Below are 25416 nucleotides of genomic sequence, written 5' to 3'. Positions count from 1 at the left end.
GCGAGGCAGCCAGCTCACGGCGAGCTGGGTCCCCGGGCGCGTCGCGGCGGATCTCGACTTCGTTCTCATGGGCGACTGGAGCCTCGGCCGCGCCACGCGCGTCGTGAATCAGCTCCTGGGCTCGAGCGAGCTGCCGGCTGAAGGCGTCGTCGCTGACCTCTGCGTCAAAGCGTGGGGCATCTGGCTCGAAACGCCCTGGCCTGGCCTGCGGCTCGAGCTTTCACGCGGCGAACGAAGGCTACAGGTCGACTTCGGTTGGGGCGAGGTGCTCGGCGTCGCTCCGCGCCCTTTCGAGCTGGAGGGCTTCACGCTGCCGGCCGTCGCACCCGAGGTGATGTTCGCCTGGAAGGTTCACTCGCTGGTGGAGCTCGGTCCGCGTGGTCGCTGGCACCCGAAGACGCTCATCGATCTGGTGCTCTTGGCTCGGCACTGCACGCTCGATCCCGTGGCCACCAAGCGTTGCGTCGAGAGCGCCTTCGCCAGCCGCGAGATGAGCCTCAGCGCGCTCGACGCTTTCTTCACGGCCGAGGATTGGGGGTCTGGCCGCAGCAGCCGTCACAAGTGGAAGAAGTACGTGGCAACGGCGCCGTGGGTCACCTTCTCGCGCACCGACGCCATCCGCGAAGCGCGCGAGGTGGTGCGGTCGTTCCTTCACCCCGTCCGCTGACGAAGCCGTGCCGAACACGGGCGCCCGGGTCCGGGAGCGTCGTCACGCCGCTACCGGCACGATCCGGTCTCGATCGAGCGCGGGCGCACCGAGGTGTTCTGGATGCTGTTCGGGTCGGTCACCGCGACCTCGCGACCCCAGCCGGTGAGCCCCGCGAAGGTCCCGTTGGTCGTCATGTCGAACGGCCCGTCGCTCTGACAGTCGCTGTTCTTGACGGCGCCCCACGACCAGGCGAGCCACCCCACCTCGAGCTCGACGCTCCTGGCCAGGAGCGCCTTGTAATCGAACGGGTGCTTGCCGCACTCGTACACGGCGTGCTGCGCGAACTCGCCGACCATCAAAGGCAGGTTCAGCGCCACGGACTCCTGCAGCTCTTTCGTGATCGTGGCCGCGCTGCCGTCCGTCCACCACATGTGGACGCTGAGCAGGATGTTCGGGTCGTGCTTGACGAGCGCGGGGCCGACGGCCTGCAGCTGGTCGATGTTCTGCCCCCACTTGGAGGCGTCGATCACGAGCGGGACCGTGATGCCGGCGCCGCGCATCCGGGTGATGGCCTGCTTGTAGCCCGCCTCCCACGCCGCGTCGTCCACCTGGTCCCCGACCTCGTTGCCGATGTTGACGAGTAGATTCTGCTCGTGCTTCTTGATCACGGCGACGACATCCGCTCTCGTCCAGTAGTCGACGAGGCTCGGCAGGAGATCCCATTTCCCCGTGGCGTCGTGGAGCTCGACGATCGGAATGAGCTTCTGCGCGAGCGCGTTCGTGATGGCCTGTTCGAGGCCCGCCGCGGACTCCGTGGCGAGCCAGACGATCCGCACCGCGTTGGCGCCGGTCTTCGCGATCTCCGCGAACTCCGGCAGGCCGTCGGGCCCCGACGACAGCCACACGACCATCTCGTTGATGCCCCGGAGCAGCACCTTCTCTCCGCAGCGGTCGTAAAGGAAGCGGCCGCGCACCGAGAACCCCGTCGACTCCTGGTCCCCCCCGCCGGCGCCCGCGCCCGAGGCGGCGCCGCCGGCGCCGGACGTGTCGCCGCTGCTCGAGCTGGCGCCGCCGGCGCCGGACGTGGCGCCGCTGCCCGAGGTGGCGCCGCCGGCGCCGGACGTGGCGCCGCCCGCGCCGGACGTGGCGCCGCCTGCGCCGGACGTGGCTCCGGTGGCCCCCCCGCCCGCGCCCGATGCGCCGCCGCCCGCTCCGGTCGTCTCCTGCCCCGCGCCCTGCTGGTCGCCCGGGTCGTCTCCGCATCCCGCGGAGAGGCCCAGCGCCATGAGGGCTGCTCCGGTCCAACCAGCCACCGACCCGTGAAGAACGCGCATCGTGATCTCCTTCTGCCTCTCCCCTGATTGCACCCGGCGACGTCCGGCTTCGACCCTGCGTGACCGCACGGTGAATCCTTCTCGTTCTGCAGGTCGAGCAGATCCTGCACCCCGCGCAGCGGCGCGGGCAGCGCGCCAAGGACGCCCTGCATGGCCAGGCCTGGGAGGAACCCACGGCGAGGAGAGGACCTATTCCGTCCGCGGGCCCACGAGAATGAAGAAACCAAGAAACCGCGGACCGGGGCCCACAAACGACTCCTGCGACATGGCCCGAGGCACGCGGGAAGCGCGGACAGGAAACCACTTAATCGGTTCATTGTCCAGCGCCTCGACGGGCGCCGCGGGGCCGCGACGCCCGAGGGGGAGAGCGCGCTTCGGAGCTCGCGGAGATGGCCCCATGCGCGGGCTGGCCCCCGCTTGAATTAACCGGTAAATATTTCACTGCAGCGTCGAGCGCGGCATGGGAGATCTCATGGCGCGACGCGCTGTCACGGGATCACGCGCCGCGGGCGCCGCGTTCAGGCGGCGCGCGGGCGCACGTCGTAGCCGGCGCCGCGCACGGCCTCGACGAGGGCGGCAACGGGCGCGCTCACCGGATCGTGCTGCACCACGACGGTGCCCTCGCGCAGGCGCACGTCCACCTTGGCCACGCCGCCGAGCTCGCGAAGCGCACTGTCGATGTGGCGGACGCAGGACGGGCAGCTCATCCCGTCCACCTGGAGCATGGTCTCTTTCATGGCGTCTTCCTTGCGGCGACCCACGGGCCGCTCACCTTCGGAGACGCAGCCGTCGGGGTCCGTTACACCCCGAGCAGCGGCGGGTCTGCGATGGAGGACCGCGAGGCGCTCGCGTCGCGCGCCCATGCGCTCGCGTCGCGCGCCCATGCGCGCGCCCATGGTAGAAGGGACCCTTGGAGGACAATCCGCGGGCCGCCGTCGCTCTGGCCGAGGCTCCGCCGCTGCCCGGTGAATCGGATGGCTCGCCCGACCCGAACGCTTCGCGCGCTCCGCTCCGCGGCCTCGGCCGGCGCGCGGCGACCGCTCTCCCGAGAGCGGATCGAGGGTGCGCCGGGCCCCGGAGCGAGGAGCGGCGCGGCCATCTCCAGGACGCGGAAGGGTTGGCCACCTGGGCAGGAACAGGAGAACAGGCGTCGCCGCCGCGCCAGAGCGGCCAGTCGCCACGGCAGCGGGTCGAGAGACGCTCGACATCCCGGCCGAACCCGTTCACAATGGGTGCAGATTTGAAATTGATTTTCAAAATCTGGCAGGACCCATGGTTTCCAGCGTTCCTCCCCAATTTGACGTGACCTTCCCCGATGTGGCCTCGTCCGGCAGCGTGGCCGGCGCGGATGCTCCGGCGCACGCCGGCGCCGCAGCTCCTGCGGGTCCGCTCTCGGAGGTGCGCGCCGGTGAGCGCGTGATCGTGGTCGAGGTCGGCCTCGACGCCGAGCTCGCCGCGTGGCTCGGGGCGATGGGGCTCGGCCCCGGCCAGACGCTCACGTCGATCCGGCGCGCGGCGTTCGGCGGGCCGCTCCACGTGCGCACCGGGTCGGGCGGGGAGCTCGCGATCAACGCGACGCTCGCGCGCTCGATCCTGGTGGCGCCCCTGCCCTCGCAGAGGCGGGGCGGATGACCGCCTGCCATGCAGGCACGGAGCGCCTCCCGACGTCGGCAGAGCGGCCGCTCATCGCGCTGCTCGGGCGACCGAACTCCGGCAAATCGTCGCTGTTCAACCGGCTGACAGGCGGCAGCGCGCACGTCGGCAACTTCCCGGGCATCACCGTCGACATCCTCACGGCCGACGTCCGCCTCGCGGGCGGGGCCGTCGCGACGATCGCGGATCTCCCCGGGCTTTACTCGATCGAGGCCGTCGTCGATCCGGCGACGGACGAGGGCGTCGCGCGCCGCTTCCTCGACCGCACGGGCGAGGGCGAGCGGCCGCGCCTCGTCGTCCAGGTGGTGGACGCCACGCAGCTCGCGCTCGGCCTGCGGCTCACGCGCGAGCTCGTGCGGCGCGGGCTCGCCCCGCTCGTCGTCGCCACGCAGCGCGACGTGCTCGAGGGCGAGGGGCGCGGGCTCGACGTCGGCGCCCTCGAGCGCGCCATCGGCCTGCCCGTGCTGCTCGTGAGCGCGAGGGACCCGGCCGCGCGGGGCGTGGTGCTCGACGCGGCGGCCGCGCGGCTCGACGCGATCGCGTCGGGCGCCGTGGAGCCCCCCGGCGCCGCGGCGTGGGATCCGGACGAGGTCGCGCGCGCCGTGTACGTCGAGCCGCCGCGCCGCGACGCCGCCGCGGAGCGACGGAGGACGTTCACCGCGCGCGCGGACGCCGTGCTGCTCCACCCGGCGGCCGGCCCGGTGCTGTTCCTCGGGCTCATGGCGCTCCTCTTCGCCGCCGTGTTCCTCGTGGCCACCCCGGTCACCGAGGCGCTCGACGCGGCGATCGGCGAGCTCGGCAGCCTCGTGTCCCGCGCCCTCGGCGGGGGGCTCGCCGCCTCGTTCGTCGTCGACGGCCTGCTCGGCGGGGCGGGGACGGTGCTCGCCTTCATGCCGCAGATCGTGATCCTCACGATCGCCATGGAGCTGCTCGAGGCGAGCGGGTACCTCGCGCGCGGCGCCTTCCTCGTCGACCGCCTGCTCCAGCTGATGGGGCTCAGCGGCCGGGCGTTCCTCCCGCTGCTGATGGGGCACGCGTGCGCGGTGCCCGCCGTGCACGCCACGCGCATCCTGCGCGACCCGCGCGAGCGGCTCACGGCGATCCTCGTCCTGCCGCTCATGGCCTGCTCGGCGCGGATCCCGACCTACGCGCTCCTCCTGACGACCTTCTTTGCCGCCCACGGCGCCTGGGTGCAGGCGCTGCTCTTCGTCGCGCTCTACGTCTCCGGCATCTTCTCCGGGCTCGTCGCCTCGCTCTTGCTGCGGCGCACGGCGACCCGCGGGCGCTCGCTCCCGATGGTGCTCGAGATGCCGGCGTACCGCAGCCCCGAGCCGCGGCTCGTGGTCCGCAAGGCGGGCCAGGCGGCGTGGCGGTTCACGCGCGACGTCGGGACCGTGATCCTGGCCGTCTCGGCCGTGCTGTGGGTGCTCTTGAAGGTCCCCATGCCGGGCGCCGCGCCCGAGGGGCCCCCGGCCGCCGCGGCCGAGAGCGCGGCGACGTCGCTCGAGTCGAGCATCGCCGGCAGCGTGGGGCGCGCGCTCGAGCCGGTGACCGCGCCGCTCGGGTTCGACTGGCGCATCAACGTCGGCCTCATCGGCTCGTTCGGCGCGCGCGAGGTCATGGTCGGGACGATGGGGGTCATCTTCGGCGTCGAGGACGCCGACGACGAGCCCGCGCCGCTCGCCGAGCAGATCCGCGAGGCGAGGCGCCCGGACGGGACGCTCGCGTACTCGTCGCGCACCGGGCTCGCGCTGCTCGCGTTCTTCGTCCTGGCGTGCCAGTGCATGAGCACCGTGGCGGCGATCCGGCGCGAGACGAAGTCGTGGCGCTGGCCGGCGTTCGTCCTCGCTTACACCTACGCGGCGGCGTACGTCGCGGCGCTCGTCGTCTACCAGGGGAGCGGGCTGCTCGGGATGCCGTGAGGCGGCGCCGCTCAGGGAGGGCGCGCGCCGGCGAGCCCAGCCCTGGCGAACAGGAACAGTCGGTATCCGAGGAAGTCATGCCGAGGGACCTGACCGTGGCGACCCTTCAGGCGGCGCGCCTCTCGTGCAACAATCGGTCAATTCCGGTGGGGGCCACGTTATCGGCAGAAGAGATCGAGGCGTCGATCGGCAGCGACGAGGAGGTCGCCTGCGCGGCCTCTCTCAGCCCATGCGCTCGCCGCGAGGTTTACCCGGCGCCGGGCGAGCTCATGGCGCGCGCGGCGCCCCGCATGGCGCGCGCGGCCGATCTCGACGAGCTCGCTGCGCTCCTGCTCGACCAGGCGATGGAGCTCGGCGCTCGCGCTGCCTACCTGCTTCTGACCTCCGAGGACACCGGCGAGCTCGGCCTGCATTCCCACCGCCACGTGCCCGCCGACATCGGTCTCTGCCTCGCGCGGGTGGCGCGGGGCGCGCCGCTGCTCGATGAATGGGCGGCGAGCTCGGGTCGGGTTCAGGTGATGAGCGATGCGCGCTCGCTCGATCCGGGTCCGTCCATGACGCGAGAGCTCTGCGCGCGGACCGACACACGGAGCGCGGTCTCGATGCCCCTCCACGTCCGCGATCGCTGCCTCGGCGTCCTCTCGTTTTGCCTGCCCCACCCTCCCCCTTGCGCCGACGTCGATCTCGGCGCGCTCGCCGCGCTCTTCGCGATCGGCCTGGACAGCGCCCTCGCGCGCGAGGGGAGCGCACGGACCTCGGACCGCATGGCCCGGGAGCTACGGCGCGCGAGTCACCTGGCGAGGGCGCTCCGGGAGAGAGAGGAGCGCTTTCGGGCGATCTTCGACGGGGCCCTCCAGTTCATCGGCCTGCTCTCGCCGGAGGGCATCGTCCTGGAGAACAACCGCACCGCTCTCGAGTTCTGCAGGGCCACGGAGGCAGAGACGATCGGCCGTCCGTTCTGGGAGCTGACGGGGTGGAGCCCCGAGTACCGGGAGCACGTCCGCGCCGCCGTCGCCGAGGCCGCGGCGGGCCGGCTCGTGCGAGACGAGATCTACGTGAACGGAGCGACCGGGCGGCGCTTCATCGATTTCTCCATCCGGCCCATCACCGACGACCGTGGCAGGGTCGTGATGCTCATCCCCGAGGGGCGGGACATCACCGAGCGCAGGCAGATGGAGCAGTCGCTCCGCGAGAGCGAGGAGGACTTCCGGCTCACCTTCGAGAACGCGCCCATCGGCATGGCCATCGTCGGGCTCGGCGGGGGATTCGTCCGCGTCAACCACGTCTACTGCGAGATCGTGGGCTACGCGGCCGACGAGCTCTCGCAGCTCCGCTTCCAGGACATCACCCACCCCGACGACGTGGACACCGACGTGGGCCTGGTCGAGCGGCTGCGCCGCGGTGAGATCCCGCGTTATCAGCTCGCCAAGCGGTACATCCACAAGAACGGCACGACCATCCACGTCGTCCTCCATTCGTCCGTGGTGCGTGACGAGAAGGGCGAGCCCATCCACTACATCGCCCAGGTGGAGGACGTGACGGCGCGCAAGCAGGCCGAGGAGGAGCGGGAGCGCCTGCTCGCGCAGCTGGACGCCGAGCGGAGGACGCTGCGAACCGTCTTCGACAGCGCGCCCGTCCCGCTCCTGCTCGTCGATCGGAGCGGCGCAGAGCGCCTGATCGCCAACCCGCACGCGCGAGATCTCACCGGGGGCGCGGAGGAGCGGGAGCAGTGCGTCGGTCGCGTGCGGCGCCCGGACGGCACCGCCCTCCTGCTGGACGAGCTGCCGTCGAGCCGGGCGATGCGCGGCGAGACGATCCTCGGCGAAGAGCTCCTCGTGACCAAGGCGGACGGCTCGTCCGGAACCTTCCTCATCGCCGCCGCGCCGATCCACGACAGCGCGGGGAAGATCACGGGCGCCATCGTCGCCGGCGAGGACATCAGCGCGTTGAAGGAGCTCGCGCGCATGCGCGAGGAGTGGACCAGCATCATCGCTCATGATCTGCGTCAGCCGATCACCACGATCCTCCTCAAGGCCTCTCGGCTCGCGACGGAGCCGCAGTCCAGCGACAGGGCGCAGCACATCCGGGCCAGCGCGATGCAGCTCAACCGGATGATCGACGATCTGCTCGACGTCTCCCGCCTCGAATCGCATCGGCTGGATCTCAGGCATGTCGAGGTGGATCTGCCGGCGCTCATCCGCGCGACGGTGGAGCGGACGGCCGACGCGACGAGGGGGCATCGGGTCGACGTCGAGGTGCTGGACGGGGTCCCGCCGCTCCTGGCCGATCCCGGGCGCCTGGAGCAGGTGCTCACCAACCTGCTGTCCAACGCGGCCAAGTACGGCGCGCCCGAGACGCCGATCAGGATCGCCGTGGAACGGCGGAGCGGCGAGGTGTCCGTGGCGGTCGAGAACGAGGGGAAGGGCATCGCGCCGGACGAGGTGCCGAGGCTCTTCACCCGCTATTACCGGACGCGCGAGGCGAAGGCAGGAGGCGCCGCCGGGCTGGGCCTCGGGCTCTACATCGTGCGGGGGATCGTCGAGGCCCACGGGGGGCGGATCTGGGCGGAGAGCGCGCCCGGGAAGACGACCTTCCAGTTCACGCTGCCGCTGGCGTAGCGACGAAGCGCGGACCTGACGCGCTGCCGTGCCGCTCGAGACAGCCATCAGGAGAGATCGCGACGGCCTTTTGCCTCTCCTTCACAGATGCCACGGGGTCGCTCGCCGCCCGCTGATGTTCTCGAGGCAGCCGCGCCGCGCTGACACACATCTCCTCTCGCCAGGCGGGCGCACATCACATCTCCTCGAGCTCCTTGCCCTTCGTCTCGGGGATGAAGGCGACGACGAACACCAGCGAGGCCGCCGCGGCGGCGGTGTAGAGCCCGTAGGCGATGCCCAGGCCGGCCGCCTTGAGCGCGGGGAAGGTCGCGCTCACGAGGAAGTTCGCCAGCCATTGCGCGGCGGCCGCGATCGAGAGGGCGAGGGCGCGGATGCGGTTCTCGAACATCTCGCCGAGCAGCACCCAGGTCACCGGGCCCCAGGACGCCCCGAAGCAGAAGACATACAGGTTGGCGGCGAGCAGCGCGGCGGGGCCGGCGGCGCCCGTCAGGACGGGGTTGCCCGCGGCGTCCTGGCCCGCGGCGCCGAACACGGCCGCCATGGCGCCGAGCGTCAGCGTCATGCCGATGGATCCCGCGATGAGCAGCGGCCTGCGCCCGACGCGGTCGACGGTCGCGATGGCGACGAGGGTGGTCACGATGTTCGTGACGCCGGTGATGACCGTGATGACAAGCGAGCTTCGCTCGGAGAACCCGACCGCCTGCCAGAGGACGCTCGAGTAATAGAAGATGACGTTGATGCCCACGAGCTGCTGGAACGCCGAGAGGCCGATGCCGATCCAGACGATGCGGAGCAGCCCAGCGCGCCCCCGCAGATCCGCGAGCCTGGGCCGGCGCTCGGACGAGAGCGTCCTCTGGATCTCGACGAGCTTCGCCTGGGCGGACGCGCCGAGGAGGCCACGGAGCACGACGAGCGCCTCGTCCACACGCCCCTTCGCCACGAGGTGGCGCGGGGACTCGGGGATCAGCAGCGCGCCGAGCCCGTAGAGGACCGCCGGTGGGACGGCGCTCCAGAACATCCATCGCCAGGCCTGTGCCCCGAGCCAGAACGGGCTCGTCGCCGAGCCCGCGGACGTCGCGATGGCGTAATCGCCGAGCAGGGCGACGAAGATGCCGAGCACGATCGCGAGCTGCTGGAGCGATCCGAGGCGGCCGCGCAGGTGGGCCGGCGCGATCTCCGCGATGTAGGCGGGAGCGACGACGCTGGCCGCGCCGACGGCGATGCCGCCGAGCACCCTCCACGCGCTGAAGTCCCAGGGCGAGATCGCCGCCCCCGAGCCCGCCGCGCTGACGACGAACAGCAGGGAGGTCGCAATCATCGTCCGCGTCCGGCCGTAACGGTCGGCCAGCCTGCCCGCGAGCACCGCGCCGGCAGCCGCGCCGAGCAGCGCCGAGGACACGGACAGGCCCACGGCCCCCGGGTGCGCTGTAAATACCCTCTCCAGCGCGCCGACAGCGCCGTTGATCACGGCGGTGTCGAACCCGAACAGGAAGCCTCCCAGCGCGGCGACGGACGCGATCAGGGCGATCCGTACCGTCGAGAGGGGCTCTTCGCCGCGTTCATCCCCCTGCTGCGCCGCGGGCTCTGCCATGCCCCCGGTGAACCACGAACCGTGCCGCCGGCCGCCCCGGCGCGTCGACGAGCACGGGCATGACCAGCTACGGCGCCGCCGCCGCCACGATCGCTTCGAGGCGGCCGAGCACCACCTCGAGCCGCTCGATCGTCGCCTTCAGGTCCGCCCGGTAGGCTCGATCGTCGGTGTGGACCAGCTCGTCCCGCATCCCCACGAGCCGGGTCGAGAGGGCCGTCCTTGTGTCATCCGCTTCGCGCTCGCTGAGCTCGAGATGCAGCATGCTCCTAATCTCCTCCTGACGCTGGGCATGTACCTCGGACAAGCGTTCGTTCACGGGCGCTCCCGCACGGCTGTTCGGGCCGCCGGCCGGCGCCTCTCGCCTGCTCGTTCCCCTGGCGTTCGCCGCTGCTCCTTCCGACAGTGCACGAGGTTTGCGCTGCCCGAGGACCGCGGTGGAACCTGGTGGCGCGACGCCTCGCTGTCATCGGCCGCGGCGATCGAGCAGCGCTTCGGCCCGTTCGACGTGCGGCAGCGGACCGATGAGCCCGTGGACCCGGATCGCCGCAGCGGGGCGCAGAACATGCAAGCCAGAGGCGCGTAGCCGCGGCGCGGCCACGCCACAGGATGGGGGAATCATGCAGACGCTAGGACCCGAGGAACGTGAACGGTTTACACAGCAGGAGAGCTCGATCGCGCCGATATCGGGCGCGCGGCGCAGGCCAGAGGAGGAGAGGGAGGCGCCGCGGATCGTGCTCGGCGGCTCGCTCGCCGAGGTGGTGTGCGGCGCGGGGGCGATCGTCCTCGCCATCCTTGGACTGACCGGGATCATTCCGGGAGAGCTCACCTCGATCGCCACGATCGTCTTCGGCGCCGCGCTGATCGCGCACGGCGGCGCGATCGCCTCGCGCTTCGGCGCCTTGACACGGACCACGGCCCCCGTCGAGTGGGACACGCGCGCCGAGCTCGGCGGCGGCATGGGCGCGGAGCTCGTCGGCGGCGCGGCGGGCATCGTGCTCGGCATCCTCGCGCTCCTCGGGCTCGCCCCCGGGACGCTGACGTCGGTCGCGGTGATCGTCTTTGGCGGCACGCTGCTGCTCAGCGGCGGCGCGACGGCGGACCTCGGCGCGCTCGACGCGCGCGGCGCGCACATGCACCTCGCCCACGTCGCTCGTCAGGCGGCGATGGCCGCCGCCGGCTTGCAGTCGCTCGTCGGCGCCGGAACGGTCGTGCTCGGCATCCTCGCGCTCGTCGGCATCTATCCCATGGTGCTCACGCTCGTCGCCCTGCTCGCGCTGGGGTCGGCGATCGTCACGAGCGGATCGGCCGTCTCCGGCCGCGCGGCCGCGGCGCTCCGGCGCTGAGCCGGGGCGACGCTCGCCTCACGAGGCGGCTCACCCCACCACGCGCTGGGCGACGTCCTCGAGGTCCGATGCGATGCGCGCGGCGATCGGCAGCGGGCTGCCGGGCAGCACCCGCCGCCCCACGAGCGCCGCGGCGGCCGCGAGCGCGAGCAGCCCGAGCCCCACGGCGGTCGAGCGCGCCGGGTGATTGCGGCGTTGCCCCACAGCCAGCGACACCATCAGCGCGTCGATGCCGGCGAGCCCCGCGACGCCCGCGACGCCGAACGCGATCGCCGAGCGCGAGAGGGCCGCGGCCGACCGGCGGAGATCGCGCCTGGCGAGCGCGAGCTCCGCGCCGAGGAGCCTCTTCGCCTCGTGGACCGCGTCGGCGGCGAGGTCCTGCGCGCTGCGATCGGTGGGTGATGGACCGATGGATGGCTGTTGTTGCATACGGGCTCTCCCTGCCGGCGTGAGCACGCGCCCGGCGCGCCCCGGGATGCATTGTCTGCGCCCGCGCGCGCCGCGCCCGCCCGAAGGCGCGCCGGAGGCACGCAGCGCGGCGGGGCGGCACGGATGTCGCACGCCGCCCAGGGTCGAGCTCGCGAGCGTCGCCGATCACGGCTCACCTGGTAACCGATCACGGGAACCCCCGATGAAGCATGTCGTGGGCTGGATAAGCTCCCTGTTGCTCCTCGTGACCTTCGGGTCACAGACCTACAGGGAGTGGAAGGGCGAGAAGGATAAATCGGAGAAGTACACCCTGGTCTTCTTCATCGCCGCGATCGCCGGGACGGCCGGAAACCTCATCTACAGCCTGCTCGTGAAGAACTGGGTGTTCACCGCCCTGAACGCCGCGCTGGTGGTCAACAACGCCGCCGGGCTCTGGATCGCCCTCCAGCATCGGAAGCAGGCGCGGCAGGCGGGGGCGACCTAGCGCTGCTGTGCGATGCGCTGGCGAGGAACGGCGGTTGCAGCGCGGGAGACATGGAACCATCCGCTGCAATCCTATTCGACGAGGAGAGGGTCGCCCGTCCCCTCAGCGAACGAGGTCACGTCGGCGCCGGCGCAGCTTCCGCGGTGCCCGCGGGCCCGGCCGAGCAGATCGAGCACAGCAAGCAGCGGCTCGCGGGCGACCTCGTCGCGGCGAGGGCGAGGCTCCGCGGCGCCGAGAGCGAGGCAGAGCACGCGGCCTGGCGCGTCGCCGTCGTCGCAGCGGCCGTGCTCGCCCTGGGCGGTGTCGCGGCGGTGGCGGTGAGCTCACGCCGCAAACGCCGGCGCATGGGGTGGTGACGCCGGAACTCGCACTGGAGGCTGCGAGCGGCCTCTCCATGGGCGCGTCATGGCCCTGCGCGCCTCTGGAACGACCTGGCCTCGACATAGATGTGCTTCACCTCGGGTCGCTGGCTCCGTGTCCGCGCCTCGATCCGCTCGATCGCCTCCGCCACCCCGGAGGCCGTGAGCGCGGGGTCGAACTCGATGTACAGCACGGCCAGGACGTCGTGCGGACCGAGGTGCATCGTCATCGGTCGCCCCACCTCCGCCACGCCAGGCTCCGCCTTGGCGAGCGCGCGGATCGCGGCAAGGAGATCCCTGTCCGCGCTCTCGCCCACGAGGAGCCCACGGCTTTGCTGTGCGAGGAAGATCGCGACCGCCGCGAGCACGAGGCCGATGCCGATCGACGCCGCGCCGTCGAGGTAGGGGTTTTTCAGGCGGTGCCCGAGCCAGACGCCGAGGAAGGCGATGGCGAGCCCGGCGAGCGCCGCGGAATCCTCCAGGACGATGGTGAACGTCGTCGGGTCCTTGCTGGATCGCATCGCCGCGAGGTAGCCCTGTCCGGCCTTCTTCTTGAACTCGTGGACCGAGATGGCGAGCGACGTTCCCTCGAAGATGGCCGCTGCGCCGAGGACGACGTAGTTCCACGTCGGATCCTCGATCGGGCGCGGGCGCAAGATGTGCAAGATCCCTTCGTAGATCGAGATACCGCCGCCCGCGGCGAAGATCATGAGGGCGACGATCAGCGTCCAGAAGTAAAGCTCCTTGCCGTGGCCGAACGGATGATCGGCGTCGGCCGGGCGGGCGCTCCGGCGCTTGCCGAGCAGGAGGAGGAGCCCGTCTGCGGTGTCGACGAGAGAGTGCACCCCCTCGGAGAGCATCGCCGAGCTGCCGGTCACGGCGGCGGCGATGAACTTGACCGCTGCGATCGCCACGTTGGCGCCGATGGCGCCATAGATGGCGAGCCTCGACTCTTCCCTCATGCGGCGCCGATCCTTCCAGCGATGTGCAGGTCGCGCCAGGCGCCCTCCTATCGTGAAGTCGTGAAGGTAGAGCCCTGTCGACGCGGCGGCCGCGCGGGCGCGACCGTCGCTGGAGGAGCGCGCAGGCTTGATGTAAGGCCGTCGAGGCTGGGGGCCAGGGCTGCCGGCTACCCGACCGATGTCGGCCCGATGATGACGGCAGACGATGGGGAGCGGGGGCTGCTCTGCTTCTCGACGGTGATGAGCAGATCGAAGTTGGCATGCGGTACGCTCATCTGGGCCAGCTTGCCTCTTCGGCTGTCAGCATTGTAGTCGAGCACTCCGACCCGTTTCCACGGGGACTCGGGGCTCGGGCGCTGCCAGACGACGAAGTGGCTGCTGCCGGCCTCGATCCGCTCGGGCGGCGAGAGGTGAACGACGTCCACCAGCAGCCGTGTGGTCGCGGCGTCGGAGTCGATGTCCGCGGTGATGTGCGCATCGGCGCCGGGCGCGAGCCGCGTGCCCTGAATGGTCTGCTCGCTCGGACCGCCACAGCCCGCGAGCGCCATGCTCGCGAGAAGACCGAGCGTGAGCCCTAGCCGGCCGCCGATCCGCCGTCCCATGTCAACGTGCTTCATATCGCCACCTCGATCGCCTCTCTGCTTCACGGCGGCCCCGCTGCCCCCGTAGGGAGTCGCGTCCGGGCTGGCCGGTGCCACAGCCTCTCGGCCGCATCGTGGTAATTTCAGCAAGCGACGTGCCGAGGTGGGATGTGCATCGGCGGGTGGCGGAGAGACGAGCACATCCACGGCCGCGCGACCGCGCTGTTCCAGGAGGATGTCCGGCGGCCCGGGCGCGCGGCCCGAAGGCGCCGGAGGTCGCTCGGCGCGCGCACAGCTGATATAGCTCCGCCCAGGACATCGCAATGAGTGCCACCACGACGGCTCAGCCTCCCATCGTCTTCATCACCGGTGCCTCCTCCGGCTTCGGCGCCGCCATCGCCCGACGCTTCGCCGGCCTGGGCGCGCGCCTCGTCCTCGCCGCCCGCCGCTACGAGCGCCTGGAGGCGCTCGCGGCGGAGCTCTCGGACAGCCGCATCGCCGGCCAGGCTGGCGCGCGCGCGCCGGCGATCCACCTGATCCGGCTGGACGTCCGCGACCGCGGCGCGGTCGACAAGGCCATCGCCGAGCTCCCGCCCGAGTTCTCCGAGGTGACCGTGCTGGTCAACAACGCAGGTGGCGCGCTCGGGCTGTCGCCTGCGCACCAGGCGAATCTGGACGACTGGGAGGAGATGATCGACACCAACGTCAAAGGCTTACTTTACTGCACCCGGGCGCTGCTGCCCGGCATGGTGGCGCGCGACCGCGGGCACATCATCAACATCGGCTCGGTCGCCGCGGAGACGCCGTACCCCGGGAGCAACGTCTACGGCGCGTGCAAGGCGTTCGTCGCCCAGTTCTCGCTGAACCTGCGCTCCGACATCCTCGGCAGTCGGGTGCGCGTCACCGACATCGAGCCTGGCATGGCGGAGACGGAGTTCTCGGTGGTGCGCTTCAAGGGAGACCAGGAGAAGGCCGCCGCCGTGTACCGCGGCGTGAAGCCGCTCTCGGCCGAGGACATCGCCGAGTCCGTCGTATGGTGCGCGATGCTCCCGGAGCACGTCAACGTGAACCGGCTGGAGCTGATGCCCGTGATGCAGGCGTTCGCCGGCTTCGCCGTCAAGAGGAGCTGAGGCGCGCGGCGCACGGCCTCACCCCGGCTCGGTATCCCCGCACGCGCCTGGCCAGCACTGCTGCGGGAAGCCGGCCGGGGAAGGGAACCGCCAAGTCGCTAAGGCGAGCTTCTTCTCGGCCTCGGCGAAGCGGTGGTCGGCATACCGAAGTCGGCAGAGAGGGGCATCGGGTAGTCTTTCCCCCCGATGGTGAGAGCCGGGCGCCTCGCCTCGGACGAGCCGCGACGGTGGACCCGCCGGGTCGCCCGATCGGCGTGGGTCCGAACGCGAGAAAGGTCGGGCACGGCTCAGCGGGGCGAGCGACGGCGGTCTGCGCTCGAGGGACGAACCCCGGAGGCGTCCCGCTTCCGCATGGGAGGCTCAGAGGACGCTCTCGTGCCTGTCGGCAGCTTCGCCACGAGCTGCCTCCGCAGATCGGCAAGCAGCGCCCCTGACACCGCGCCGCTCGTGTGCCGAAGCGGGCGGGCCGGCGAAAGAGCAGCCCAGAACGCCAAAAGCCCGACGACCCACGGGCGCCGGGCTCTCAACCACCTGAGCCAGCCGTTGTACCGGCTGTCCCAGCCAGCCCCTCGGGCTGGCTTCCTCAATCATCTCGGGTGGGCCATGAAGGACTTGAACCTTCAGCCAATGGATTAAGAGTCCACTGCTCTACCAATTGAGCTAATGGCCCGAGTGAATTGTCAAACCGACTGAACCTGGAACGGCTCCCGGGATCTCGCCGGAACGCTTGAGTCGCCCGTTGAGCCCGGTACGCCCGGCCTGATTCGAACAGGCGACTTTCGGATTCGAAGTCCGACGCTCTATCCAGCTGAGCTACGGGCGCTCCTGCGCGCCCCTCGGCGGGGCTCGCGGAACGCTTCTAACCGCACCGGCGGCGATATGTCAAGGCGTTGTAGCAACATGATGCGCAATTTTTAGGCCGCCCCCGCCGCCGAGCCAGGGCGGACGCGCGCGCCGGGTACATCCGGGCTCCTCCCCCGTGAGGCGCACCGTCGTGTACCAGCACCCGCCGCGCGGCCGCGGCCCGCCAGCGGCGCGCGCTCCCCGGGCGCGCCTGGGCCGACACGGCGGCGCCGGGCCGGGGGCGGCTGCCTCCTGCTCTCCTGGTCCCGGCACGACCGCACCTGGCCCCGCGCGGCTGCGAAAGAAGTTCTCTGTCCGCGGCGCCGCAAGGTAGGGTCCGCTCCGCCATGTCGCTGCTCCGCCCGCTCTCTCGGCGCGGCCTCGCGTCGCGAGGCCCCATCGCCGCGTTCCTCCTCGCCCTCTCGCTCGCCGCGCCGGCCCAGGGCGCCCCCGCCGCGGGCGCGCAGCCGGCCGCGGCCGAGCAGCAGCCGGGCAAGAGCCGGCAGAATGAGCGCCGCGCCGCGCGGCGGAGCTCGGTCGGCGGCGAAGGCGAGTCGCGGGCGGCGCGCAGCGCCCGATCGAAGGAGAAGGCCCAGGAGCGCGCCGGCAAGAAGCGCGCGGCGAAACGCGATGACGCCTCCCGCGCGGCGCGCGGCGGCACCGACGCCGGCGCCGACGAGCGGAAGCCGCTGTCGAAGGGCGCTCCCAACCGCGGGCGGCTGACCGGCGCCGTGCGGCTCCGATCGTCGAGGCACCTCAAGACGCGCGAGGGCGCCAGGACATGGGGGCTGCCCGTGCTCGTGAAGACCCTGCGGCGCGCCGCCTTCCAGGTGGCCAAGAAGCACGGCGACTCCGCGCTGCTCGTCGGGGACCTCTCGGCCAGGACGGGCGGCGCGCTCGACGGGCACAACTCCCACCAGACGGGGCGCGACGCCGACGTCGGTTTCTACGTCGTCAACTCGAAGGGCAAGAACCTCCGCACGGACCGGTTCGTGGCGTTCGACGACGAGGGCAACGCCATCGGCCTCCCGGGCGCGCGGTTCGACGACGCGCGCAACTGGGCGCTCGTCCAGGCGCTGCTCGAGGATCGGCAGGCGGGCGTGAAATACCTCTTCGTGACCAACGCGCTGCGGGCGCGGCTGCTCGCGCACGCCGCGAAGAAGCGCGTCCCCGCAGACCTCCGGGCCCGGGCCGCGGCCGCGATGATGAGCCCGAGGGACGCCGACCTGCACAACGACCATTTCCACATCCGCGTGATGTGCCCCCCGTCGATGCGCGGCGCCTGCATCGAGGAGTCGCTGGCCCGCCCCGCGTGCGCCGCCGAGGAAGCGAAGCAGCCGCTCGCCTCCGCGGCGCCCGCGGCGACGGACACGGACATCTACGGCGTGCCTTCCACGGCGGCGCCGGCGGCGGCCGACGGAGCGCGCGCCACGGCCGCGCCGGCGGCCGCGAACGCGCCCGGCACGGCCGCGCCCCGCTGACGTCCGCCCGCGCTCAGGCCGCCGGCGCAGCCCCGGGCGGCGCGGCGTCGTCCGCGAGCTCCACCACGACCGGCGCGTGATCGGACGGGCGCTGGAGCTCCCGCGGGCGCGTGTCGATCCACACATCGGTGCACCGCGCCGCGAGCGGGCGCGTCACCAGCGCGAGATCGATGCGGAGGCCCTTGTTGCGCCTGAACGCGCCCATCCGGTAATCCCACCAGCTGTACGCCTCCTTGGCGGGGTGGCAGGCGCGGAACGCGTCCACGAGCCCCCACTCCGTCAGGCGGCCCAGCGCGGCCCGCTCGTCCGGATGGAAGAGCACCTGACCCTCCCACTTCTTCGGCTCGGCGACGTCGATCGCCTCGGGCGCGACGTTGAAATCGCCGCAGATCACGATCTGCTGATCCGGGCGGTAGCGGGCCTCGAGCTCGCTCCGCAGCCGCCCCAGCCACGCGAGCTTGTAGGCGAAGGCCGGCGTGCCCACCGCCTGGCCGTTGGGCACGTAGACGTTGATGACCCGGATCCCCTCGATCGTCGCCGCCAGCATCCGCCGGGCGACGTCCTGCTCATCGCCGTCGAGGCCCTTCTTCACGTCGTCGACCGAGAGGCCGAAGCGCGCGGCGATCGCGACCCCGTTGTAGGACTTCTGGCCGAAGACGACCGAGCGATAGCCCACCTCGGAGAGCGCGGCCTCGGGGAAGCTGCCGTCCTCGACCTTCGTCTCCTGCATGCAAACGACGTCGGGCGCGGCGCGGACCAGCCAGCTCGTGAGCTGCTCGAGCCGCGTGCGGATGGAGTTCACGTTCCAGGACGCGATGCGCATAGGTCCTCCGGGCGATAGCGGATGAAGAGCCGGGCGGGAAGCCTGGTCCAGGGGCACGCGCGGGGTCCACGGCGCCCGATCACAAGGCCGCCCGGATCACGTCGAAGAGGCCCTCCGGATCGTCGACGTGGAGCCAGTGGCCGGCGCGCGGGAGGACGTGGACCGAGACCCAGGGCGCGCGCGCCGCGAGCGCCTCGAAGCGGCCGCGCGAGGCCGGCGAGATCGACTTGGACTTGCCGCCGAGCACGACGTGGATGCGCCGCTGCTCCACGCCCGGGCCGGCCGGCGCCGGCGGGTCCTCCAGGACGTGCCACAGATCGCGGGCGAAATAGTCGGCGAGCAGCGCGTCCAGGATGTCGAGGTCGAGCCGGATGCGAAAGCCGTCGCCCTCGCGGCGGACGTTCATCGCCAGCCAGTCCGCGATGCCGCGGCTGAACCCGGCGGCGTGCACCGCCTCGAGGAACGCCTCGCGCGACGGGATCGGCTGCGGGATCGCGCGGAGCATCTCGAGCACGCCGGGGCTCTCCGATCCGCTCTCGCCGGCGGGCCTCGCGCTCGGATCGGCGTCGAGGAGGAAGCCGCGCTCGATCCCCGTCGGCCGGCGCTCGAGGTAGGCGAGCGCCACCTTGCCGCCGAACGAATGGCCCATCACGCCGCGGATATCGAGGCCGAGGCGGTCGCCCAGCCGGAGCAGATCCTCCGCGGCCGCCGCGATCGTGTGGGGCGCAGGCGGGCTCTGCGACATGCCGTGGGCCCGCAGGTCGACGAGGATGAAGCCCCACGGCCGGGCGGCTGCGCCTGGCGCGCCCCCGGCGGATTGGGCCTCGGCGAGGCGTCGGATGAAGGTGCGCCAGTTGGCGCCCGAGCCGAAGATGCCGTGCAGCACGAGCATCCAGCGGGCAGGCGCCGCGGAGGGGGCGGAGACGAGGGCGTGGTGGGGCACGAAGCCGTCGTGTGCGTTCATGGCTCTCCGGACCGCGCGAGCGCGCGGCCTGCGCCTAGCGCTAGCATGGACCCATGGCCAAGAAGCCCCCCATCGCGCCGCCGAGCGCGGACGCCACGGAAGACGAGGGCATCCAGCCGACGAAGCCCGAGCGGTTTCACGGCGCAGCGCTCGCCGGGGCCAGCTTCGACGATGTCGACCTGCGCAACGCGCGCCTGCACAACGTCTCGCTCGCCGGGGCCGAGCTCGACGATGTCGACCTGCGCGACGCGCGCCTGCACAACGTCTCGCTCGCGGAGGCCGAGCTCGACGACGTCGACCTGCGCGACGCGCGCCTGCACAACGCGACCCTCGCCGGCGCCTCGCTCGACGACGTCTCGCTCGCCGGCGCGCGCATCAACGACGCCGACGCCGCCGCGACCCGCTGGTCCGACGCGAGCCTGCGCCGCGCTCGCTTCGAGGGGTCGGACCTCCGCGAGGTCGAGATCGTCGGCTGCGCGATCGACGGGCTCACCATCGACGGCGTGCGGATCGATCGCCTGCTCGAGGAGGCGAAGGAGCGATCACGCGCGAGCCAGGCCCCGAGGGCCACCGAGAAGGAAGTACCGCCGAAGAAACCGAGAAAGGAGCGGAAGCCGTAGCGCCCCACCCGCGGAGCGAGCGGGCAGCGCCCCGCGCGGCCGCGGGTGGTTACGCCTCGATGAGCCCGGTGCGGACCGCGATGCGGGTCAGCTCGACCGCGCTCTTGCACCCGAGCTTCGCGTAGATGCGCACGCGGTGGGTCTCCACCGTCTTCGGGCTGATCGTCAGCCGCGCGGCCGTCTCGCGCGTCGACACGCCGGCCGCGAGCAGCCGCAGGACCTGGCGCTCGCGCGGCGTCAGCGCGTCGAGACCACCGGAGCCCTCGCTCGCCGGCTTGCGCATCGCGCGCACCACGGCCCCCGCGATGCTCGAGGAGAGCGGCGCTCCCCCGGTCGCGATCCGGCGGATGCCCTCGATGACCTCCTCGAGCTTCGAGGTCTTCACGAGATACCCCTGCGCGCCCGCGCGGAGCGCCTCGGCGACGCGGAACTCGTCGTCATAGCCGCTCAACACGAGGAGCTTCGCCTGCGGCAGCTGCGCTCTCAGCGCCCCGAGGAGCTCGATGCCGTCCCGGTCGGGGATGTTGAGATCGACGAGCACGACGTCCGGCTTGCAGCTCGCCGTCTCGCGCAGGGCGTCGGCCGCCGTCCCGGCCTGGCCCACGACGACCATGTCGGGCTCGTCCGAGAGCGCTCGAGCGAAGCCTTCGCGAACGACCGGGTGATCGTCGATCAGATAGATGTGCAGCTTGCTAGCAGGGGTTTCCGCCATGATGACCACAGGGGGATTGGAGTGTCCTTCAGACCACAATTCGATACCCGTGAGCAGTTCAAGTCAAGCTGCTCGGGTCGTCCTGGGAGGAACCTTACAGGGGTATCAGGTACTCAACGATCTGCAAGGAGCGGCGCGGCGGCAAGCCCAATTGATGAGGAAAACTCCGTCCTGAGCGAGTTTCGGAGCTCGACGGAGATCCGCGCGACGTGGAATGCGCAACGGTGGACGTGATGGAAGGTGCAACGATGCGCCCAGAGCGGCCTGCGCATGCGGTCGCGGCAACCGTCTGGTATCCTTCGCGCGCCTCATGCGCCGGAATGGCCAGCGATCCAGGGAAATACGATGAGCTCGCCGGTCCCCGCTCCCGGCCCTGCCGCCAACTCGCCCTCGCCGCGCGCGCCCGCGGAGATCTTCGTCGTCGATGACGACCCCGCGCTCGTCGAGTCGCTGCTCGACCTGCTCTCCGACGAGGGCTACCGCGTTCAGGGCTTCACGCGGCCGCTGGAGGCGCTCGATCGCCTCGCCCGCGGCGCGCGGCCGCGGGCGGTCCTGCTCGACTACGTGATGCCCGAGATGACCGGCGAGGAGTTCCTCGCCGCGCTCGCCGCCGCGGGCGTCGAGGTGCCCGTCCTCCTGCTCTCCGGCGTGAACGAGCCCAACATTCGCGGCGCCGTGGCCGGTGTGCTGGCAAAGCCCTTCGACGTCGACCGGCTCCTCGTCGTGCTCGAGCGCCTGGCCGGCGCCGTGCAACGCTAGCGCACCGGCGCCGCGGCCCCCCGATCCCGGCTCGCACAGGCGCGGCGGCACGCTCCTCGCGTCCCCTGGCCCCCCAGGAGAAGCCGAGGATGTCGTCGCTGCTTGTAGAAGACAGCGCCACCGAGCCAGCCGTCCTCGCGCGAGGCGGATCGGGCAGCCCCGCCGTCGCGAACGCGCCGGCGGCCGCGATCAAGCTGCCGGCCGAGCTGCACCACCGCTTCCGCTTCATCGCGCTCGACGCGGGCCTCCTCGGGGAGGCGGTCGACGGCGCCGCGGCGCTGCTCGACGCGTTGCTCGCGATGGGGGTGCGCGTGGCGCTCTTCGCCGACGAGGCCATGCCCCACCTCGCGCGGCGGCTCGCTCGCGGCGTGCGCGCCGAGAACCGCAGGCGGCTCTTCCTCGGCGCGCTCGAGGGCGCCGAGCTCCACGGCTTCGATCGCCGCGGCGCCGCGGTCGCGCTCGCCGCCCGCGCGGAGCCGGACGGGCGCTCCGCCGTCGCCGCGCTGCTCGCTCAGGTGATCGCGCCCCTCCGCATCGAGCCGCACGATCGGCTCGCGATCTCGCCGGAATCACACGAATCACACGAATCACACGAATCACGCGAATCACGCGACGGCGCGGCGGCCTCCGCGGCGCGCGGCCTCTGCGGCGCGCCGGAGCTCGCGGGCGCCGTCCACGCGACGGCTAGCGCGCAGCGGCTCCACGAGATCCTCGCGCTCCAGCGGGATCTCGAGGGCGAGCTCGGCTCGCTCGCGGCGCCCCGGGACGCCGCGTGGCTCATCGAGGAGCCAGGGTTCGACGTCGCGCGCGAGCACGAGATCGAGTCGCTGCTCGCGATCGCCAACGGCTACCTCGGCTCGCGCGCGTCGCTGCCGGAGGGCTCGAGCGTGTCGCGGCCGGCGACGTTCATCGCCGGCGCCTTCGAGCCCTCGGCCGACGTGAGCCGCGTGCCGGAGCTCGTCATCGCCCCCGACTGGGGCCGGCTGAGCGTCGCCATCGAGGGCGAGTCGTTCTCCGCGGAGACGAGCGGCGTGCTGCACCACCGCCGCACCCTCGACATGCGGCGGGGCGTGCTGCTGCGCGAGTGCCTGCGGCGCGGCGAGGGAGGCCACCTCACGCACCTGCACACGCTCCACGCGGCGTCGCTCGCGAACCGCCACGTCCTCATGGAAGCGCTCAGCATCGCCCCCCTCAACTTCACCGGGACGATCCGCGTCGACGCGATCCTGAGCGGCGACGTGAAGAGCGCGAGCGGCGCGGCGCACTGGGCCGGCTTCGTGGCGGACGCGGGCGCGAAGAGCCTGCTGCTCGTCGGGCACACGCACGGCGGGCTCGTGACCGCGATGACCTCGCACCTGCGCGAGCTCCCGGAGCAGGCCGCGGAGAGCTCACCCCCGCTCGAGGCCCTCGCGGGCGCGCGCTGCGAGCGCACCACGGGCGCGCGATCCATCGCCGAGCGCTGCGACGTCGGCGTCCGCGTCGCCGAGCGGCGCCGCCTCTTTCGGACGGCGACGCTGCACACGTCGCGCGACACGCCCACGCCGCACGAGGCGGGCCAGGCGCTCCAGGACGAGCTGTCGCGCCGCGCCATGGCCGACGTGCTCGGCGAGCACACGCAGGCGTGGGCGGAGCGATGGCGCCACGCCGACGTCGAGATCGACGGCGCCCCCAGGATCGAGCGAGCGCTCCGGTTCGCCCTGTACCACCTCATCGGCGCCGCGAACCCGGACGACCCGCGCAGCTCGATCGGCGCGCGCGGGCTCAGCGGGGAGGCGTACCGCGGCCACGCCTTCTGGGATACCGAGACCTTCCTCGTCCCGTTCTACACGCACTGCTACCCCGAGGCCGCCCGCGCGCTGCTCCTCTACAGGCACCGCACCCTCGCCAGCGCGCGCCGCAAGGCGAAGGCGCTCGGCTACGAGGGCGCGCTCTACGCGTGGGAGTCGACGGACACGGGCGACGAGACGACGCCGGCGCTCGTCGTCACGCCGTTCGGCGAGGTGGTCCGGGTGCTCTCCGGCGAGCAGGAGCACCACATCAGCGCCGACATCGCGTACGCGGTGCACGCGTACGTCCGCGCGACCGGCGATCTCGACTTCCAGCGCGGCGAGGGGGCCGAGATCCTGATCGAGACGGCGCGCTTCTGGGCCAGCCGCGCCGAGCTCGCGCCGGATGGCCACGCCCACATCCGGCGGGTGATCGGGCCAGACGAGTACCACGAGACCGTGGACGACAACGCGTTCACGAACTGGATGGCGCGGCACAACCTCCGCGTCGCCGCCGCGCTCGTCCGGCGCAACGTCGCCCGCGCGGACGTGCTCGCGCGGCTCGACCTCCGGCCCGACGAGCCCGACCACTGGCGCGACGTCGCGGACCGCCTGCTCCTCGGGATCGACCCGCAGACCGGCCTGATCGAGCAGTTCGCGGGCTACTTCGGCCTCGCGCCGTTCTCCATCGCCGACTACGCCGTGCGCAGCGCGCCGATCGACGTCCTGCTCGGGCGCGAGCGGACGCAGGCCTGCCAGGTGGTGAAGCAAGCGGACGTCGTGCAGCTCATCGCGATGCTCTGGAGCGCGGTGCCCGCGGGCGCCCGGCGCGACAACTTCCTCTACTACGAGCCGCGCACCGCCCACGGCAGCTCGCTCAGCCCCAGCGCCCACGCGCTCGTCGCCGCCCGGCTCGATCTCCACGCCCACGCCGAGCGCTACTTCGAGCAGACCGCCGACATCGACCTCGGCAACACGATGGGCAACGCCGCGGGGGGCGTGCACATCGCCGCCATGGGCGGCCTCTGGCAAGCCGTCGCGTTCGGCGTCGCCGGCGTCACGCGCGTGCCGCGGAGCGCGCTCTCGGAGGCGCTCCCCCACGCGCCGCCGTGCCCCGACGAGGACGAGGCGATCGGGATCGAGCCGCACCTCCTGCCGGGCTGGCGGCACGTCAAGATCCCGATCGCCTGGCGGGGCCGCGCCCTCGAGATCCACGTGGAGGACGGGGCGGTCGAGGTCGCGCTGGAGGGGAGCGCGCCGCTGCCGATCTGCCTGCTCGACGCGGGCGCGCCCGCCTGCGCCGTGCTGGCGGAGCCGGGCCACCGCTATGCGACGCGGCGGCTGGGCGGCCGCGTCACGCCATGGGAGGAGGTCACGCCATGCTGAGCGCCGTACGCGATGGGTCTCCGGTCGGGCTCGAGGCGCCGTCTGGGCCGGCGCCCCTGGCCGAGCCACCCCACGAGGCGTTCAAGGAGGCCGACGAGCGCCCGCCGCAGAGCGGCCTGCAGCGCAGGAGCGTGGTCGTCGCGCTCCACGGCCGCCGCGCCCACCTCGGCGCCGTCGCGCTCGGGCGGCTCATCGCCCACGGGCTCGAGGCCCCCTTGCGCGGGCTGTGCCTCTCCACGGAGCCGATCGACGCGTGCGAGGTGCCGGCCCACTTCGGGATCGCCCCGGAGGCGCTGCAGGGCATGGTGCTGGACGTCGAGGCGAGCGACGATCCGGCCGGCGCGCTCGCTTCAGCCGTGGCGAGCTGCGGGACCGCGCTCGTGATCGTGGCCTCGCACGCGGACGAGCCCATGGACCCGCACTTCGGCGTCGGCCAGCTCGCGGCGCGCGCGCTGGAGTCCGCCGCGCTCGGCGTCCTCGTCATCCGTGAGGAGCCCTCTCCGCCGCGGCTACAGCGCATCCTGCTGCCGCTCGACGGGACCCCCAGCACGGCCAGCGCGATCAGGCCCGTCGGGGAGGTCGCCCGCAAGCTCGGCGCCGAGCTCGACATCGTGCTGGTCGGCTGCGCCTCGCCGCGGGAGGCCGCGGACGAGGGGCCGCCCGTCTCGACGCCTGTGCCATTCGAGCCGGGCGCGATGGTGGCGCCCCTCTACGTCGACCAGCCCCAGCACGAGTGGCCCGCGTTCACCGAGGAGTTCCTGGCCCGGTTCCTGAGCGCGATCGGGCACTGCCCCCACGGCGTCGCCACGCGGTTCTTCCTCGGCAAGGGCGAGCCGGCGGCGGAGATCGCGCGCCTCGCCTGGCAGCTGGCGAGCGACCTCGTAGTGCTGGTCTGGCACGGGCAGCTCGCCGATCACCATGGCGGCATCATCCGCGACGTGCTCGCCCGGGCGCCGTGCCCCGTGCTGGTCCTGCGGCGCTAGCGCGGCCCCACGTGACGCGCGGCG

General features: G+C 72.4%; 23 protein-coding genes and 2 tRNA genes. 13 read left to right on the top strand and 12 right to left on the bottom strand.

From position 1 onward, the window contains the following. Positions 1-67 precede the first annotated feature (67 nt). A complete protein-coding gene (locus ACSRUE_RS08050; protein WP_441290504.1) occupies positions 68-667 on the top strand; it encodes a nucleotidyl transferase AbiEii/AbiGii toxin family protein in 600 nt (199 codons plus the stop codon). Positions 668-717: 50 nt separating this feature from the next. Here the strand turns inward: ACSRUE_RS08050 and ACSRUE_RS08045 are convergent, their stop codons facing one another. Then, the gene (locus ACSRUE_RS08045) at positions 718-1983 is read right to left on the bottom strand and encodes a cellulase family glycosylhydrolase (RefSeq protein WP_441290503.1); all 1266 of its coding nucleotides are present in this window, start codon (positions 1981-1983) and stop codon (positions 718-720) included. 518 nt (positions 1984-2501) lie between these two features. Then, the gene (locus tag ACSRUE_RS08040; protein WP_441290502.1) at positions 2502-2720 is read right to left on the bottom strand and encodes a heavy-metal-associated domain-containing protein; all 219 of its coding nucleotides are present in this window, start codon (positions 2718-2720) and stop codon (positions 2502-2504) included. A gap of 565 nt (positions 2721-3285) precedes the next feature. Between ACSRUE_RS08040 and ACSRUE_RS08035 the strand changes: the two genes are divergently transcribed. The 3 genes from ACSRUE_RS08035 to ACSRUE_RS08025 all read left to right on the top strand — a co-directional run bounded on the left by ACSRUE_RS08035 (position 3286) and on the right by ACSRUE_RS08025 (position 8176). Continuing rightward, complete coding sequence (locus ACSRUE_RS08035; protein ID WP_441290501.1) at positions 3286-3615, top strand: FeoA family protein; 330 nt, start codon at positions 3286-3288, stop codon at positions 3613-3615. After that, a complete protein-coding gene (gene feoB / locus ACSRUE_RS08030; protein WP_441290500.1) occupies positions 3612-5558 on the top strand; it encodes a ferrous iron transporter B in 1947 nt (648 codons plus the stop codon). Before ACSRUE_RS08035 ends, feoB begins: the two co-directional genes overlap by 4 nt. A 77-nt stretch (positions 5559-5635) precedes the next feature. Continuing rightward, positions 5636-8176, top strand: coding sequence for a PAS domain S-box protein (locus tag ACSRUE_RS08025; protein ID WP_441290499.1), 2541 nt, complete (start codon positions 5636-5638; stop codon positions 8174-8176). Between the two features lie 175 nt (positions 8177-8351). Here ACSRUE_RS08025 and ACSRUE_RS08020 read toward each other — a convergent pair whose 3' ends face one another. Together ACSRUE_RS08020 and ACSRUE_RS08015 are read right to left on the bottom strand one after the other, a co-directional pair. Further along, positions 8352-9767, bottom strand: coding sequence for a sugar porter family MFS transporter (locus ACSRUE_RS08020; protein WP_441290498.1), 1416 nt, complete (start codon positions 9765-9767; stop codon positions 8352-8354). A 67-nt stretch (positions 9768-9834) separates the two neighbouring features. Further along, positions 9835-10029: a hypothetical protein gene (locus ACSRUE_RS08015; protein ID WP_437763516.1), complete on the bottom strand. Its 195-nt coding sequence runs from the start codon at positions 10027-10029 to the stop codon at positions 9835-9837. 355 nt (positions 10030-10384) lie between these two features. Between ACSRUE_RS08015 and ACSRUE_RS08010 the strand changes: the two genes are divergently transcribed. Beyond that, positions 10385-11110 (top strand): hypothetical protein, encoded by a 726-nt coding sequence (locus ACSRUE_RS08010; RefSeq protein ID WP_441290497.1) that lies wholly within the window; start codon positions 10385-10387, stop codon positions 11108-11110. A 30-nt stretch (positions 11111-11140) separates the two neighbouring features. On the opposite strand, the gene ACSRUE_RS08005 is transcribed toward ACSRUE_RS08010, so the two are convergent. Then, a complete protein-coding gene (locus ACSRUE_RS08005) occupies positions 11141-11539 on the bottom strand; it encodes a phage holin family protein (protein ID WP_441290496.1) in 399 nt (132 codons plus the stop codon). Positions 11540-11741: 202 nt separating this feature from the next. Here ACSRUE_RS08005 and ACSRUE_RS08000 point away from each other — a divergent pair, with 202 nt between their 5' ends. Together ACSRUE_RS08000 and ACSRUE_RS07995 are read left to right on the top strand one after the other, a co-directional pair. Then, positions 11742-12023 (top strand): hypothetical protein, encoded by a 282-nt coding sequence (locus ACSRUE_RS08000; protein ID WP_441290495.1) that lies wholly within the window; start codon positions 11742-11744, stop codon positions 12021-12023. 143 nt (positions 12024-12166) lie between these two features. Next, entirely contained in the window at positions 12167-12379 is a 213-nt protein-coding gene (locus ACSRUE_RS07995) for a hypothetical protein (RefSeq protein WP_441290494.1), read from the top strand. Between the two features lie 47 nt (positions 12380-12426). Here ACSRUE_RS07995 and ACSRUE_RS07990 read toward each other — a convergent pair whose 3' ends face one another. Together ACSRUE_RS07990 and ACSRUE_RS07985 are read right to left on the bottom strand one after the other, a co-directional pair. Then, complete coding sequence (locus ACSRUE_RS07990) at positions 12427-13344, bottom strand: cation diffusion facilitator family transporter (RefSeq protein WP_441290493.1); 918 nt, start codon at positions 13342-13344, stop codon at positions 12427-12429. 167 nt (positions 13345-13511) lie between these two features. Further along, positions 13512-13946: a hypothetical protein gene (locus tag ACSRUE_RS07985; RefSeq protein WP_441290492.1), complete on the bottom strand. Its 435-nt coding sequence runs from the start codon at positions 13944-13946 to the stop codon at positions 13512-13514. 302 nt (positions 13947-14248) lie between these two features. On the opposite strand from ACSRUE_RS07985, the gene ACSRUE_RS07980 reads away from it, so the two are divergent. After that, a complete protein-coding gene (locus ACSRUE_RS07980; protein ID WP_441290491.1) occupies positions 14249-15055 on the top strand; it encodes an SDR family oxidoreductase in 807 nt (268 codons plus the stop codon). 597 nt (positions 15056-15652) lie between these two features. Here ACSRUE_RS07980 and ACSRUE_RS07975 read toward each other — a convergent pair. Continuing rightward, positions 15653-15725: transfer RNA gene (locus ACSRUE_RS07975), tRNA-Lys, on the bottom strand. 79 nt (positions 15726-15804) lie between these two features. Continuing rightward, positions 15805-15878, bottom strand: a tRNA-Arg gene (locus ACSRUE_RS07970). A 367-nt stretch (positions 15879-16245) separates the two neighbouring features. Here ACSRUE_RS07970 and ACSRUE_RS07965 point away from each other — a divergent pair. Continuing rightward, the gene (locus tag ACSRUE_RS07965; RefSeq protein ID WP_441290490.1) at positions 16246-17379 is read left to right on the top strand and encodes a penicillin-insensitive murein endopeptidase; all 1134 of its coding nucleotides are present in this window, start codon (positions 16246-16248) and stop codon (positions 17377-17379) included. Positions 17380-17392: 13 nt separating this feature from the next. Here ACSRUE_RS07965 and xth read toward each other — a convergent pair whose 3' ends face one another. Then, positions 17393-18202 carry an exodeoxyribonuclease III gene (gene xth / locus ACSRUE_RS07960; protein ID WP_441290489.1) on the bottom strand — a complete coding sequence of 270 codons (810 nt, stop codon included), beginning with the start codon at positions 18200-18202 and terminating at the stop codon, positions 17393-17395. A gap of 79 nt (positions 18203-18281) precedes the next feature. Then, the gene (locus ACSRUE_RS07955) at positions 18282-19166 is read right to left on the bottom strand and encodes an alpha/beta fold hydrolase (protein WP_437763506.1); all 885 of its coding nucleotides are present in this window, start codon (positions 19164-19166) and stop codon (positions 18282-18284) included. Positions 19167-19219: 53 nt separating this feature from the next. On the opposite strand from ACSRUE_RS07955, the gene ACSRUE_RS07950 reads away from it, so the two are divergent. Beyond that, positions 19220-19786, top strand: coding sequence for a pentapeptide repeat-containing protein (locus ACSRUE_RS07950; protein ID WP_441290488.1), 567 nt, complete (start codon positions 19220-19222; stop codon positions 19784-19786). A 49-nt stretch (positions 19787-19835) separates the two neighbouring features. Here the strand turns inward: ACSRUE_RS07950 and ACSRUE_RS07945 are convergent, their stop codons facing one another. After that, entirely contained in the window at positions 19836-20498 is a 663-nt protein-coding gene (locus ACSRUE_RS07945) for a response regulator (RefSeq protein WP_044970202.1), read from the bottom strand. Positions 20499-20843: 345 nt separating this feature from the next. Here ACSRUE_RS07945 and ACSRUE_RS07940 point away from each other — a divergent pair, with 345 nt between their 5' ends. From ACSRUE_RS07940 to ACSRUE_RS07930, 3 genes are all read left to right on the top strand, one after another. Beyond that, entirely contained in the window at positions 20844-21257 is a 414-nt protein-coding gene (locus tag ACSRUE_RS07940) for a response regulator (RefSeq protein ID WP_441290487.1), read from the top strand. Between the two features lie 89 nt (positions 21258-21346). Beyond that, positions 21347-24409: a glycoside hydrolase family 65 protein gene (locus tag ACSRUE_RS07935; protein ID WP_441290486.1), complete on the top strand. Its 3063-nt coding sequence runs from the start codon at positions 21347-21349 to the stop codon at positions 24407-24409. Next, positions 24403-25392, top strand: coding sequence for a universal stress protein (locus ACSRUE_RS07930; RefSeq protein ID WP_441290485.1), 990 nt, complete (start codon positions 24403-24405; stop codon positions 25390-25392). The genes ACSRUE_RS07935 and ACSRUE_RS07930 overlap by 7 nt, the downstream gene beginning before the upstream one ends. Positions 25393-25416: the final 24 nt, after the last annotated feature.

The sequence above is a fragment of the Sorangium sp. KYC3313 genome (assembly GCF_052075895.1).
Taxonomy (GTDB): Bacteria; Myxococcota_A; Polyangia; order Polyangiales; family Polyangiaceae; genus Sorangium; species Sorangium cellulosum_B.
Note: the sequence above shows the minus strand (reverse complement) of the source record. Positions and strands in the feature narration are given on the sequence as shown.